The organism is Brevibacillus sp. SIMBA_040, from assembly GCF_046535075.1.
Taxonomy (GTDB): domain Bacteria; phylum Bacillota; class Bacilli; order Brevibacillales; family Brevibacillaceae; genus Brevibacillus.
This window is the reverse complement of the sequence record NZ_JAWRXI010000039.1, coordinates 1-12,593: the sequence shown is the minus strand read 5'-3', so window position 1 is coordinate 12,593 and position 12,593 is coordinate 1. Positions and strand designations below refer to the sequence as shown.

At 45.6% G+C, this 12,593-nt stretch carries 11 protein-coding genes; 9 read left to right on the top strand and 2 right to left on the bottom strand.

Features of this window, described 5'->3' with window-relative positions; all coding sequences use genetic code 11:
• The first annotated feature begins 386 nt into the window (after positions 1-386).
• The 8 genes from SB752_RS31720 (at position 387) to SB752_RS31685 (ending at position 10,294) form a co-directional block, all read left to right on the top strand.
• Positions 387-1,793 (top strand): MBOAT family O-acyltransferase, encoded by a 1,407-nt coding sequence (locus SB752_RS31720; protein ID WP_410719406.1) that lies wholly within the window; start codon positions 387-389, stop codon positions 1,791-1,793.
• Between the two features lie 21 nt (positions 1,794-1,814).
• The gene (locus tag SB752_RS31715; RefSeq protein ID WP_410719405.1) at positions 1,815-3,101 is read left to right on the top strand and encodes a DHHW family protein; all 1,287 of its coding nucleotides are present in this window, start codon (positions 1,815-1,817) and stop codon (positions 3,099-3,101) included.
• A gap of 146 nt (positions 3,102-3,247) precedes the next feature.
• The gene (locus tag SB752_RS31710; protein ID WP_410719404.1) at positions 3,248-3,619 is read left to right on the top strand and encodes a BlaI/MecI/CopY family transcriptional regulator; all 372 of its coding nucleotides are present in this window, start codon (positions 3,248-3,250) and stop codon (positions 3,617-3,619) included.
• A complete protein-coding gene (locus SB752_RS31705; RefSeq protein WP_410719403.1) occupies positions 3,612-5,477 on the top strand; it encodes a M56 family metallopeptidase in 1,866 nt (621 codons plus the stop codon). The genes SB752_RS31710 and SB752_RS31705 overlap by 8 nt, the downstream gene beginning before the upstream one ends.
• A gap of 242 nt (positions 5,478-5,719) precedes the next feature.
• On the top strand, positions 5,720-6,493 hold the full coding sequence (locus SB752_RS31700; RefSeq protein WP_410719402.1) for a DeoR/GlpR family DNA-binding transcription regulator: 774 nt from the start codon (positions 5,720-5,722) through the stop codon (positions 6,491-6,493).
• Positions 6,490-7,776 carry a four-carbon acid sugar kinase family protein gene (locus tag SB752_RS31695; protein WP_410719401.1) on the top strand — a complete coding sequence of 429 codons (1,287 nt, stop codon included), beginning with the start codon at positions 6,490-6,492 and terminating at the stop codon, positions 7,774-7,776. The genes SB752_RS31700 and SB752_RS31695 overlap by 4 nt, the downstream gene beginning before the upstream one ends.
• A gap of 14 nt (positions 7,777-7,790) precedes the next feature.
• Positions 7,791-8,804 (top strand): 4-hydroxythreonine-4-phosphate dehydrogenase PdxA, encoded by a 1,014-nt coding sequence (gene pdxA / locus SB752_RS31690; protein ID WP_410719400.1) that lies wholly within the window; start codon positions 7,791-7,793, stop codon positions 8,802-8,804.
• A 116-nt stretch (positions 8,805-8,920) separates the two neighbouring features.
• Positions 8,921-10,294 (top strand): GntP family permease, encoded by a 1,374-nt coding sequence (locus tag SB752_RS31685; RefSeq protein WP_410719399.1) that lies wholly within the window; start codon positions 8,921-8,923, stop codon positions 10,292-10,294.
• Between the two features lie 98 nt (positions 10,295-10,392).
• Here the strand turns inward: SB752_RS31685 and SB752_RS31680 are convergent, their stop codons facing one another.
• Together SB752_RS31680 and SB752_RS31675 are read right to left on the bottom strand one after the other, a co-directional pair.
• The gene (locus tag SB752_RS31680) at positions 10,393-10,938 is read right to left on the bottom strand and encodes a GNAT family N-acetyltransferase (RefSeq protein ID WP_410719398.1); all 546 of its coding nucleotides are present in this window, start codon (positions 10,936-10,938) and stop codon (positions 10,393-10,395) included.
• A gap of 145 nt (positions 10,939-11,083) precedes the next feature.
• Positions 11,084-11,857, bottom strand: coding sequence for a sulfite exporter TauE/SafE family protein (locus SB752_RS31675; RefSeq protein WP_410719397.1), 774 nt, complete (start codon positions 11,855-11,857; stop codon positions 11,084-11,086).
• Between the two features lie 168 nt (positions 11,858-12,025).
• On the opposite strand from SB752_RS31675, the gene SB752_RS31670 reads away from it, so the two are divergent.
• Positions 12,026-12,496 (top strand): hypothetical protein, encoded by a 471-nt coding sequence (locus SB752_RS31670; RefSeq protein ID WP_410719396.1) that lies wholly within the window; start codon positions 12,026-12,028, stop codon positions 12,494-12,496.
• Positions 12,497-12,593 lie beyond the last annotated feature (97 nt).

Below are 12,593 nucleotides of genomic sequence, written 5' to 3'. Positions count from 1 at the left end.
AAGATGTCCTAATTAGGGGGATGAAACCTTTTCATATATCGGTTGATTGAGTTTACACAAAAATCTTGACAGACCCTCGGCAATTCCACCATACAAAACCGTAACCTTTCACGAAGGTTTGACGTCATACTGTCAGGCGTTCCTGAAGTTAATCTTTTCTTTGCATGGGATTCTCCAAAACCCGCTTATACTTTTTATATCTAATCTTGTATTTTCTGGAAGGAAAAATAAAAAATAGTGTCGAATCTTCTCTACCTATTGTTTTTCTATCCTATCTACCAATAAAATGCTAAGAGACTCATGAAAGCTTCTCAGTCTACTTTCATGAGTTTTTCCATGTTCGTTAGCGCAAATAGTTGAATTGCCGACACCAGGAGGAAATTACTTTGGTCTTCAGTTCCATCAGTTTTTTGTTTTTCTTTTTGCCGCTTGTCTTTGCCTTTTATTTTGCTGTTCCGTTTCGGTATAAAAATGCGGTTCTGCTCATCTTCAGCTTACTCTTCTACGCCTGGGGGGAACCGAGGTACATCGTTCTCATGGTGGTATCCATCGTCATGAACTATGGCTTCGGGATATGGATTGATCGGGCGGATGATCATCCAAAAAAGAAAAAGACGGTCTTAACGCTTGCGATCATTGCCAACATCGGGCTTCTGGGCTTTTTCAAGTATGCGAATTTTTTCGTAGATGTAGTGAACCAGACGCTACAAACGAATATTCATGTGACACCTGTGCCGCTGCCACTCGGTATTTCCTTTTATACGTTCCACGCACTCAGCTATCTAATCGATGTCTACCGGAAAGTAGAAAAGGCGCAACGAAATCTGTTCAATTTGTCGCTCTATATCACGTTTTTCCCGCAGCTGGTTGCAGGTCCGATCATTCGCTATAACTCGATCGCCGAGCAGCTCAGCAAACGCGTTTTTTCTTCCATCCAATTCGCAGAGGGGATCAAGCGATTTATATTGGGTCTGGCGAAAAAAGTACTCTTGGCCAACCCTCTGGGCTACGTAGCAGACACCGTGTTCGCCACTTCTACGGTGGACCTGTCAACCGGTGCCGCCTGGATTGGGATTATCGCCTATACGTTGCAGATCTATTATGATTTTTCGGGCTACAGTGATATGGCGATTGGTCTAGCCAAAATGTTTGGCTTCGAGTTCGCGGAGAATTTCAACTATCCGTATATTTCCAAAAGTGTTTCCGAGTTTTGGAGACGCTGGCACATTTCGCTTGGCAGCTGGTTCCGGGACTATGTGTATTTCCCGCTCGGCGGTAGCAAGGTGGCGCCATGGAAAATTTACCGGAACTTAATGATCGTGTGGGCACTGACAGGATTCTGGCACGGAGCCAGCTGGACATTTATTGCCTGGGGAGTCTACTACGGCGTCTTGATCGCTCTGGAAAAAGCCGGTCTCGAAAAGTGGCTGCTTAAAATTTATCCGTTAAACCACGTTGTCGTGTTGCTGCTTGTTATGATCGGGTGGGTGTTCTTCCGTGCCGACAACTTTGGGTATGCAGCGGATTACATCGGGGCGATGTTCCATACACGTGGATACGAGCTGTTCGATTCCCAGGCGCTTGCGCTGTTATCGATGAACTGGATTCAATTTGCCATTGCGATCATCGTTGCAGCACCCGTATTTCCCAAGCTGCAAAAATGGCAATGGGGGAAGCCGATCGCAGGAGTACAAACTGCTTTTGCCCTGCTGTTCCACTGCTTCCTTTTTGCAGAAGTCATCTTGTATTTGATTAATTCAACCTATAACCCATTCTTGTATTTCCGATTCTAGATCAGCCAGAGGAGTAGCGTAATGAGTAAATCGGCTTCAATCGTTTATATGGTCGCTTTTTTAACGATTATTTTTGGGTTTGCCATTGCCAGCAGCTTTTCACCGCAGAAAGAAGTTTCTGCGATTGAAAACAGAAAGCTGAGCGGGCTACCCGATGTCAGCTTGGAGGCTGTTACCACGCCTCGTTTTTTCGAAAACATGAATCTGTATTTTAATGACCAGGTCGTGCTACGGAATGAGATGGTGAGTGTTTATCAGAAGCAGCAAAATTCCAAGCTGTTTAACGCCATGCTGTTCGAGAACATGCTTCGCGACTCTACGCAGCACAAGCCAGAGGATGGCACGGTCGTAACAGATTCACGCGTCGTGTCCAATCTGGTTCTGATCAATAGCAAGTGGATTTTGCCAGTTCCCGATAAGGTCGTTCATACAAGCGAAATAGATGCAGCAACGGCAAAATTAAAAGACGCAGTAGCATTTGCCGAAGCACAAAAAACAGAAGCGTTTTTCGTCTTTAATCCGTCGCGAATGATATCGCTGATGCATTTGTATCCACCTTATTTGCAAACGGATGCGTATGTCAGATCGAGAGACTATTTCTTGTCCAGGCTGGGCAAACATGTTAACGTCGTGGATCTTCGGAGCAAGTGGGTCTCCTTTACGAACGCGCAGCTGGAAGAGCTGTATTTGGAAACGGACCATCACTGGAATATCAAGGGCGCGTTTCTGGCTTATCAAGAAATGATTCGCGAGCTCTCAAAAAGGTCGGCGCATTTTAAAGGGGAACCAATGTCCCTCAGTGATATTGATGTGTCTACATTTGAAAATGGCAGCTTCGATGGCAGCTATAACAGGCAAAGCAACTTCACAGTCGATACACAAACAGCCGATCGAACGATGATTTATGAACCGAAAGTGCCGTTCGCTTTTCAAAAATTCGAAGTGATCAATGGGGATGGGACTCAAACGATTCGAGACTTTAACGATTTTTATGGCTACAAAAAAGGGCAGAATCCAGTTACGTATGGGACCTTCTTTGGCGGGGACAGACGGAAAATCACCTATGAGAACCCGAAAGCTGGCAATCAGTTGAACGTCCTGCTGCTGAAGGATTCATTCATGAACCCGATTACGCCGTATTTGGCTCAAAGCTTTAACAAGCTTACGGTGTACGACAATCGTTACTATCCTGAATTCAGCTTGAAAAATATCTTGTCCAGCGAGCATTATGACATTCTGATCATTGCGCTGCATGATGATAATCTTTACAGTCAAAATTATGTGTTTGAAAAAAAGGACAGCAAGTAGGAATATAAGGCTCAGTTAGCATTCGTTGCCTCAAACAAGTAACCATCACTTGTTTGGGGTTTTTTGTATTTTGGCTTTGCTTTTCGTTTCTACGTGATGTAGAATAAAAAACAACACGTAGAAACGAAAGGGTGAGTCAATCCGCAATGAACATTACAAAAGCGGAAATGGAGATCATGCAGGTCATTTGGGAAAGCGGGCGGAGAATGACAACAAAGGAAATTGGTGAAAAGCTCCCGGATAAAAAGCCGACGACCATTCTTACGTTGGCAGGCAGGCTAATCGACAAGGGTGCGCTGCATGCTGTCAAGCTTGGACGCTCCCATGCGCACGAATATTGGGCGGCAATCAGTGAAAAGGAATACCTGAACAGGCAAACAGAGAGCTTTTTGCACACCATACATAACGGCTCTGCCAAAAGCCTGATCAGTTCGCTGTTTCAAGCGGAGAAGTTATCCAAGAAGGACATTGAGGAGCTGCGGGCGTTTATCAATAGCGAGGCTGACGAAAATGATTAAATGGTTGCTGATGACATCGCTGGCAGGTAGTGTATCGACCCTTTTGCTCATTTTGTTTAAGGCCAGATTGGCGGGAAAATACGGGGGGCGCTGGTACTATGGCGCCTGCTTGTCGGCACTGCTGCTATTTCTTTTGCCACTCCAATTACCTGTGCCAGCCCTTTACTCCCACTCCATGTCTGTTGAAAAGAACTTCGTCGATGACAGCGCAAAAGGCTCGGTAGTCGAGACCAACAAAACGATTAATGAACAAACTCAACCTTCCAACCCAGTGACCACAGCAACTGAAGAAAATGGCAGTCAGAGTCTCAGCGTTGACCAATGGCTACTGACCATGTGGGCTTGCGGTTTTATTGTTACGCTGAGTCGATACTTGCTCGGGTATTTCCTGTATAAACGAAAAATACTACGTGAGTCCAAGTGGATAGACAGCGTGGAAAAGCTGGATGTAGTCGTCAGTGACGATGCGACGTCGCCGATGCTAATCGGGTTTATCAAGCCGAAAATCGTGATGCCAAACGTAAAAATGGACATAGCCGATTATGAAATGGCGGTACGGCACGAATGGATTCACTACAGACAAAAGGATGCTTGGTTTAAGCTTTTGGCTGTATGGATCAATAGTGTGCATTGGTTTAATCCGTTCTCTTATATGGCTTTGGCGAATTTGAGCGAAGCCTGCGAATATGCGGTAGATGAAAAAATAACGGAAAACATGAAGTCAGTTGAGAAAAAACGCTACAGTGAGATGATCATACAATTTGCTGCCAATGCTTCACCTGCGCTAAACAATCATTTGGTCGACCATAAAAAGCTGCTAATCAGGAGGTTTCGGCTCATTATGAAAAAAAATTCAGGAAATGGCAAAGTATTCTCGGGTATCCTGCTAGCCGTCATGATTGGGGCTGCTTCAGTCTTCACCTCGTCTGTTGTGTTTGCAGAAGCACCAAAACCCCTTACAGAATATAGCGGTGGAATCACAACCTACTACAATACAGCTCAGACGCTTGAACAAAATGTCCAAAGCACGCTAGGTATTCCATCTCCGACAGAGAAGACGCGAGTTGTAGTCAAATGGAAGGATTTGTATATCGATAAGGAAGGGAGAAAAATAGATTATTTCAATCGCACAGAGCCTTACTATAAGGTGGAGCTCAAATGGCAGGACAAAGGATCGGCTGTCGCCAGCATGATAAGCAAAACAATGTCCATCGGCGGGCAGACTGTGACGGTTGTTTTCGGGGATAAAGCAGTCGCCTACAAGGATGATGGTGTTATCGAAAAAATGATTGGGAACCAAATCACGTTTGAGATGAACTACCAAACCACCGATAGTCGTTTCATGTATGACCATAAGGCTTTCATGAATGAACTGATCAAGCGGGGAGCCTATGTGATTGAGGAGGTTGTGCCGCCGCAGCAATTTACGTACGAGTTCAGGCAGACCAAAGCTGGAGGACAGGTAGGGGCAAAACCGCTAACAGCCTATGACAAGGTGGAGGTGCAGACTCCTATTTTCAAGGGGAATGCGACACTACCTAAACAGATAGATCACAGCGACGGGAGCAAGGGACTTCAGATCGGCCATTCCTTTGTCTTGAAGCCAGGAGAAACAGCAGCGATTGATCTAAAAGAAACGACAGACAAAACTCCAACAATCAGCTTGGCTATTCTGGATGAAACAACAGGTGAAATGACGTACTGGAATCCGGCTGCAGCAAGTGGATACCGCTTTATTTTTACACCGGGTCAAAATGGCGTGAACCATACTTATAAAATTGTGGCGAGTGGAGAACAGCAGGACACTGTCAAAATGGAGGTTTTTACGTATCAGCTGAAAAACGAAACAGTGAAGTAACGAATGAGCAATCGAATAGAGCATAAATGACAAACGAAATCCCAGACGAGTATGAATGTACTTGTTTGGGATTTTTTCAGTACAGCCAATAAGTCGTCAATGTTCAAAAAACACAGCAGAACGCGAGAAGTTTGAGTTTTATGTTCGTTTCTAACATTTATCAATTTGTTTTATTGACAAAGTTGTTCAAAAATAACATAATAGCATCATAAGATGTTCTAAATTAACAAAGGGTGATGTCTTTGTTACCACAAGAGCGAAGAACATGGATTTTGGAACAGTTAAGTCAAGACGAGAAAATCGATATCGACCAGTTAGCTGAGCGATTGAATGTATCAGCCATGACGATCCGCAGAGATTTGTCTACCTTGGAAGAGGAAGAGAAAATCATTCGGACGTTTGGAGGGGCTGTTCTTAACAAGCCTCTGATTCACGAAACTCCCTTTCTCACAAAAGAAGGCAAATACAGCAAACAAAAAAGGCAAATTGCTCAGAGAGCCGTGGAATTCGTTCAGGATCATTCAACCATCCTGTTGGATTCAGGCACGACGAACCTGGAGATTGCCAGATTGCTCAAAAACAGAAAAAATCTCACGGTGATCACCAACGATATTAAAATCGCTGTCGAGCTCATGGACAGTGAGGTCAAAATCATTGTGGCAGGCGGAGAGCTGCAAAATAATGTCGGGGCATTATTTGGTCCGTTGACAGAGCAAATCCTGAAAAACATCAATGTAGACTTGTTTTTCCTGGGAGCACATGCGATTCATTTGGACGCTGGCATTACCGTACCTACGTTTGAAAAGGCTTCCATAAAAAAACTCATGATAGAAGCAGCCGAAACAACCTGGTTAGTGGCAGATTCGAGCAAGTTTGACCAGAAGGCTTTTACAAAGGTCTGCGATCTACCTGGCATCGATGGCTGGATTACAGATGATGGGCTAGCAGCAGAAGACGAGGAAAAGCTAAAAGAGCATCTGAGAGTTGTAACAGCAGAGGTGGGAGAGGCCACATGAAAATTGGAGTCATTGCAGATGACTTGACAGGGGCAAACGCGACTGGTGTGAGACTCGCCCGGCAAGGCTTTGAGGCAGCAACAATGGTGCACTATAACAATCCGCCTACATCTGATGCGTATAACGCGGTATGTATCGATACGGATAGCCGTTATGCGAAAAAAGAAGTTGCCCAGATGAGAGTCAAGACCGTGCTGGAAAATCTCACGAAATGGGGAGCCCAAGTCATCTGCAAACGAATTGACAGTACCGTCCGGGGCAACATCGGGGTGGAACTCGATACCGTTTTGGCTGAGCTTGGTGAAAAAGCGATCGCAGTAGTGGTCGCTTCCTATCCAGAATCGGGTCGGATTACCTCGGGAGGATATCTCTTGGTTAATGGTGTACCCCTGCAAGCAACCGATGTGGCAAAGGACCCGGTGGCGCCGATCACGGAGTCGTATGTACCGACCATCGTACAAAAACAAAGCAGCCACTCTGTTTCGTATATCGGGCTGGAAACCGTATTAGCCGGTGAGAAGACCATTGAACAGGCGATGAGGGAGCAAATCGAGCAGGGCGTACGGATTCTGGTTCTGGATGCCGTAACAGACGAGGAGATCGAATCGATCGCCAAAGCCATGGCGGCAATTAAGGACTATCGGATGATTCCTGTTGATCCCGGACCTCTGTCCGCGACCTATTCCAAAGTGTACACCCGCTCACATGCAAAGGATAAAAAGATCATCGTGACGGTAGGAAGCATCACTTCTAATGCAGGCAAGCAGCTGCAATATCTGACGGAAAAAACGGGTGCCCAGCCGATTTATGTGGATGCAAAAAAACTGGCGAGCATGACAGAAAGCTGGGATGACGAGACGGATCGTGTAATCCAGACAGTCCTGGAGGAAATGAAGAAGCAGTCCATCCTGATTATCACGACAAACTCGCCTTTTGCGGAAGCACTGAATCTGAAGGAAATCGCCCAAGAGCAAAACACCACGCAGGACAGTCTGGCAAAACGCATCGCTGATGGATTGGGCAAAATTACGCGCTTTGTGATTCAACGAAGCGAATATGAAATCGGCGGATGCTTTACGAGCGGCGGAGATGTGACCGCATCGCTATGTGCTGTTGGCGGAGCAGAGGGGATCAAGCTGGAGGTAGAAGTACTCCCCCTGGTGGCTTACGGTCACCTGATCGGAGGGTATCTGGATGGCATACCGCTTGTAACCAAAGGCGGTATGGCAGGAGATGCAAAAGCAATCTATACCAGCATCAAATATCTTTTGGCCAAATGTTAAGGAGGAAAAAGCATATGACAACAGAGAGAGCGATTATTGCCATTCCGATGGGTGACCCAGCAGGGATTGGACCAGAAATCACGATGAAATCGTTGACCAAAAAAGAGATCTACGATGTATGCAAGCCGCTGGTAGTCGGCGATGCCAAAGTACTCGAAAAAGCAATCGCGATCGTCAATGCGAATCTGAAAATCAATGAAGTGACATCGCCTGCTGAGGGCAAATACGAGCTTGGGACCGTTGATGTAATCAACCTGAACAATATTGATATCGACAAGCTGGAATATGGCCAGGTATCGGCACAGAGTGGACAAGGTGCTTTTGAATACATCAAAAAATCTGTAGAGCTGGCAATGAACGGCGAAGTCAAAGCGCTGGCTACCACTCCGATCAACAAGGAGTCACTGCAAGCGGCGAAGGTGCCTTTTATCGGACATACAGAGATGCTTGAGGAGCTCACCAACACAAAAGATCCGTTGACTATGTTTGAAGTAAATGGCATGAGAATTTTCTTCCTGACACGCCATTTGTCCCTAAAAGATGCCATCGGGCAGATGACCAAGGAAAGAGTGCTCGATTACTTGATTCGCTGCGACCAGGCACTGCAACGCTTGGGAGTCGAAACAAGAAAGATTGCGGTTGCTGGTCTGAACCCACACAGTGGTGAAGGCGGACTGTTCGGCATGGAGGAAGTGGAAGAGATCAAGCCAGGTGTGGAGGCAGGCAAGCAGGCAGGGATCGATGCAGTAGGGCCTGTTCCGGCGGATTCAGTATTCTTCCAGGCACTGCAAGGAAAATATGATGCTGTGTTGTCCCTATACCATGACCAAGGGCATATAGCAGCGAAAATGACGGATTTCCATAGAACCATTTCGATTACGAATGGATTGCCATTCTTGCGTACCTCTGTCGATCACGGTACAGCCTTTGACATCGCAGGGAAAAACATCGCAGAGAGCATCAGTATGGAAGAGTGCATCAAGCTGGCTGCTCAATATGCGCCTAAATTTACAAGCAACACCCTATAAGCTTGGATTAGACTAGCTGCTTTGCTGGATGCGCGATTTGTAATGGAGGATGATTGAGATTCCTTCATTACAAATCCTTTCAGATGAAACCGTTTTCATGTAGAGGGGGAAGGATTATGGACGTTTCAGGAACGCAAATGGTTGTCGGCTTGGTTTTGGCTGTTATCGTTTTGATTTTTCTTGTCCTAAGAACGAAAATTCATGCTTTTCTCGCGTTAATTATTGCGGCTTCGATTGCAGGTATTGTAGGAGGCATGCCTCCGGGAAAAGTAGCAGATACCATTTCCGCAGGGTTTGGCAGTACGCTCGCTTCCATTGGGATTATTATTGGATTGGGCGTCATGATCGGGCGGATTCTGGAGGTATCCGGTGCTGCTGAGACATTGGCGTACTCCCTGATCCGTTTTGTCGGGAAGAAAAAAGAAGAATGGGCGATGGCAATCGCAGGTTATGTGGTGTCCATCCCGATCTTTGTGGACTCTGCCTTTGTTATTTTAAATCCTTTAGTAAAAGCGCTTTCAAAGAAAACGGGTAAATCCGTGATTTCGATAGGTGTTGCCCTTGCTGTCGGACTTGTGATTACGCACTCGATGGTACCGCCTACCCCAGGTCCGCTTGGTGTAGCAGGAATATTCGGAGTCGATATTGGCGTGATGATCGGACTGGGCTTGCTGTTCGGTATTCCCATTATGGTCGTAGGCGTTCTTTATGCAAAATGGTTAGGGAATCGAATCTATCAAATTCCGGATGATTCAGATGAAGGCTTCACAAGACCCGATACCAAAATGGCGTATCAGGAATTTGTTAACCTGGTCGATAAAAAATCGTCGGAGCTGCCGTCGCTCGCGAGATCATTGCTGCCGATTCTGGTGCCGATCATTCTTATTTTCCTGAATACAACGCTCTCCGCTATGGAGCTGAAATCAGGCTTTTTTGAAATTCTGATTTTCCTGGGTAAACCGATTATTGCGGTAAGCATTGGTTTAATTGCTGCAATCTACGCTTTGGCAGGTCATATGAGCCGCTCGGAAACGCTCGATCGGATGGAGGAAGGCATTCAGACAGCAGGGATCATCATTCTTGTTACCGGTGCCGGTGGTGCGCTGGGAGCGGTACTGCGTGAAAGCGGAGCAGGAGATTTCATCGCAGGACAAATTGCTGGCTTGCCATTGCCTGCGGTACTGATTCCTTTCTTTGTGTCGACGCTAGTACGATTGGTCCAAGGTAGCGGTACGGTCGCGATGGTTACAGCCGCATCTATTTCCGCGCCGATCTTGGGGAACATGGAGGTCAATATGGCACTGGCAGCTCAAGCGGCTGCGATGGGCTCGATGATCTTCTCCTATTTCAACGACAGCTTGTTTTGGGTCGTTAACCGCATGCTGGGCATTAAAAACGTAAAAGAGCAGATCATGGTTTGGTCTGTCCCTACGACGATCGCTTGGTTTGTTGGTCTCATTTGCCTCTTGATCGCGAATATGTTTGTGTAAGAAAGAATAAGCTGTTCCCCCTGAGAGCCGTATGGGAGAAACCTCCCCGTTCGATTCAAAGGGGGTTTTTGATACCATCCATATCTTCACAAGCGGTATTACACATCCAAGCTGTTGATGATAGCTAATATTTGATGATCTGTCCATTTGCCATTAATCTTTAGATTTTCTTTAGCTATACCTTCTTTTTTAAACCCTGCTTTTTCTAATACACGAATAGATGCTATATTGTCAGGCATAGCTCCTGCTTCAATTCTATGCAGTTTTAATTCTCTAAAAGCAAAGTCTACAACAAGTTGAAGAGCTTCTGTTGTATAGCCCTTTGAATTATATTCCTTATCTAAAGTAAATCCCGTATTACAGCTTTGGACGTCTCCCCTAGCAATTTGAGTTAATGAAATGTCTCCGACAAGTTTATCAGTTGCTTTTAAAAAGATTCCAAAAGCATATGCTTGCCCTTCATCTGTCATTTTTAATACCCGTTCTATGCGTGTTTTTTGATGTTCTTCTGTATAAAAGGCTTCTGGGAGTAATGGGCAAACTCGTTGAAAAAACTCGCGATTTCTAGTATGTAAGTTAGCTAACTCGCTGGCGTCAGAAAGCTTGTAAATCCGAAGATGTATATGATGTCCTATTAGTTTCATAAAATCCCTCCCATAGCCTTTTTATACAATTTTATCGTGGTTAATGAAAGAAAAGATTGATGAATAATTGGCACAGGCAATGCAAGAGCAGGAGCCCCACCCGCCTCTATCTGAAGTGGATGACGGTATCCTGCTCTTTTCCTGCTTAAATCTGGATAATCTTGATCCCACTAATAATAATGACTACGGAAATGACGCATTTAAGCCAGATCGTTGGGACTTTGCAGGAGAGCATGCTCCCCGCCAGTACTCCAGGAACCGAACCGAGCAAGAGCTGTACGACCGTCAGAAAATCAACGGTTCCAAAGCTCATATGGGCAAGTCCTGCAGCACTGGTGAGAAAGAAGGCGTGAGCGATATCAGTTCCTACGACTTCTTTTCCAGAAAGTGTGAAAAAATGCATCAGTGCGATGGCAAATAAGGAACCGCTACCAATCGAGGTCAAGCCGACGAGAAATCCGAGTATGGCTCCAAGGACAATAAGCATTGAGCGTTTCTGGACGATCGGCATTTGTTGCCAGTGATTGAGCTGGGGGTTTCTACGGTCTAAAAGGCTTTTGACCAGCATGGCGATCGGAATCAAGATCAAGGCAAAGCCAAGAATCTGTTTAAAAATCTGATCGGCGCCAGCAACGTGCAGATGAATCCAGTTCATGACATTTACAGCAGCGATTGCACTAGGGATGCTGCCGATAGCGAGATAGAGGACAATGGAAAAATGAACGGTTTTTTGGCGCCAGTGCTGCCATGTACCAAATATTTTGGTGATGGAATTGTATACGAGATCGGTCCCCACAGCTACGGTAGGCGAAATGCCCAGGAAAATGAGAATGGGAGTTAAAAGCGCCGCTCCGCCTACTCCGGTAAGGCCGACGAGAAAGCCTACCAGCAGACCAACAATCGTTAAATGAAAGTCCATCCAGCAACATCCTCTGTCTCTCAAGAATGAAAAGCCTACTGTTAAGATAAGCGGCTGCCCATTGTTCGTGCGCCTAATTTTCCTCATTTTCAAGTTGATGGAATTATATTATTATTAGTGATAATTCCACGAATTCTACTTTTATCGCAAAGGGGAAAACATAAGGCGATGTTTAACGAGCGGAAAGCATTGCAAATGACATTACAGGCCTTGCTGGAACAAAGAATGGTGCTGCGCAGGCAATATGTAGACCAGGACAAGCAGCTTGGCGCTGACATCAAACAGATTTTAAGTCGAATTCGGGAGATGGACGCCCAGGAAGGAATCGAGGAAGACCAGTACACGCAGGAAGTGGCTATTACTACCGAAGAAGCTCCTGTTGAACTGACGAAGCGCATGAAAGTAAGAAAGGCGCATGTTCGTCATGACTATTTGGAGGTAGCCAAGCAAATTGACAGCCTGTTAAGGGAAACGATGTCCCCTATGTCGTTAGTCGAGCTCTGTGATGAGTTAAAGCGCAGACATGCTGTGGAGTTCGCAAGCCCGTATATCGGTGTACAAAAGTCACTTAAATATTTGCCACAGGTCAAGGTTGAAAAGGACGGAAGAAAGCTAATTTTCTCCCTGTCTGCGGAATAAAAAAAAGGCGATCGTGCAAAATAAAATGTACCCTATAGAGTAGACACGTTAAAAAAGTCTACCTATAGGGTACTTTTTTGTATACTTGAGAAAAACA

Coding starts and splice junctions, on each gene's coding strand:
- SB752_RS31680 (WP_410719398.1), bottom strand. CDS start 10,938: ATGAAACTAATAGGACATCATATACATCTTCGGATTTACAAGCTTTCT.
- SB752_RS31715 (WP_410719405.1), top strand. CDS start 1,815: ATGAGTAAATCGGCTTCAATCGTTTATATGGTCGCTTTTTTAACGATT.
- SB752_RS31695 (WP_410719401.1), top strand. CDS start 6,490: ATGAAAATTGGAGTCATTGCAGATGACTTGACAGGGGCAAACGCGACT.
- SB752_RS31705 (WP_410719403.1), top strand. CDS start 3,612: ATGATTAAATGGTTGCTGATGACATCGCTGGCAGGTAGTGTATCGACC.
- pdxA (WP_410719400.1), top strand. CDS start 7,791: ATGACAACAGAGAGAGCGATTATTGCCATTCCGATGGGTGACCCAGCA.
- SB752_RS31710 (WP_410719404.1), top strand. CDS start 3,248: ATGAACATTACAAAAGCGGAAATGGAGATCATGCAGGTCATTTGGGAA.
- SB752_RS31675 (WP_410719397.1), bottom strand. CDS start 11,857: ATGGACTTTCATTTAACGATTGTTGGTCTGCTGGTAGGCTTTCTCGTC.
- SB752_RS31670 (WP_410719396.1), top strand. CDS start 12,026: ATGTTTAACGAGCGGAAAGCATTGCAAATGACATTACAGGCCTTGCTG.
- SB752_RS31685 (WP_410719399.1), top strand. CDS start 8,921: ATGGACGTTTCAGGAACGCAAATGGTTGTCGGCTTGGTTTTGGCTGTT.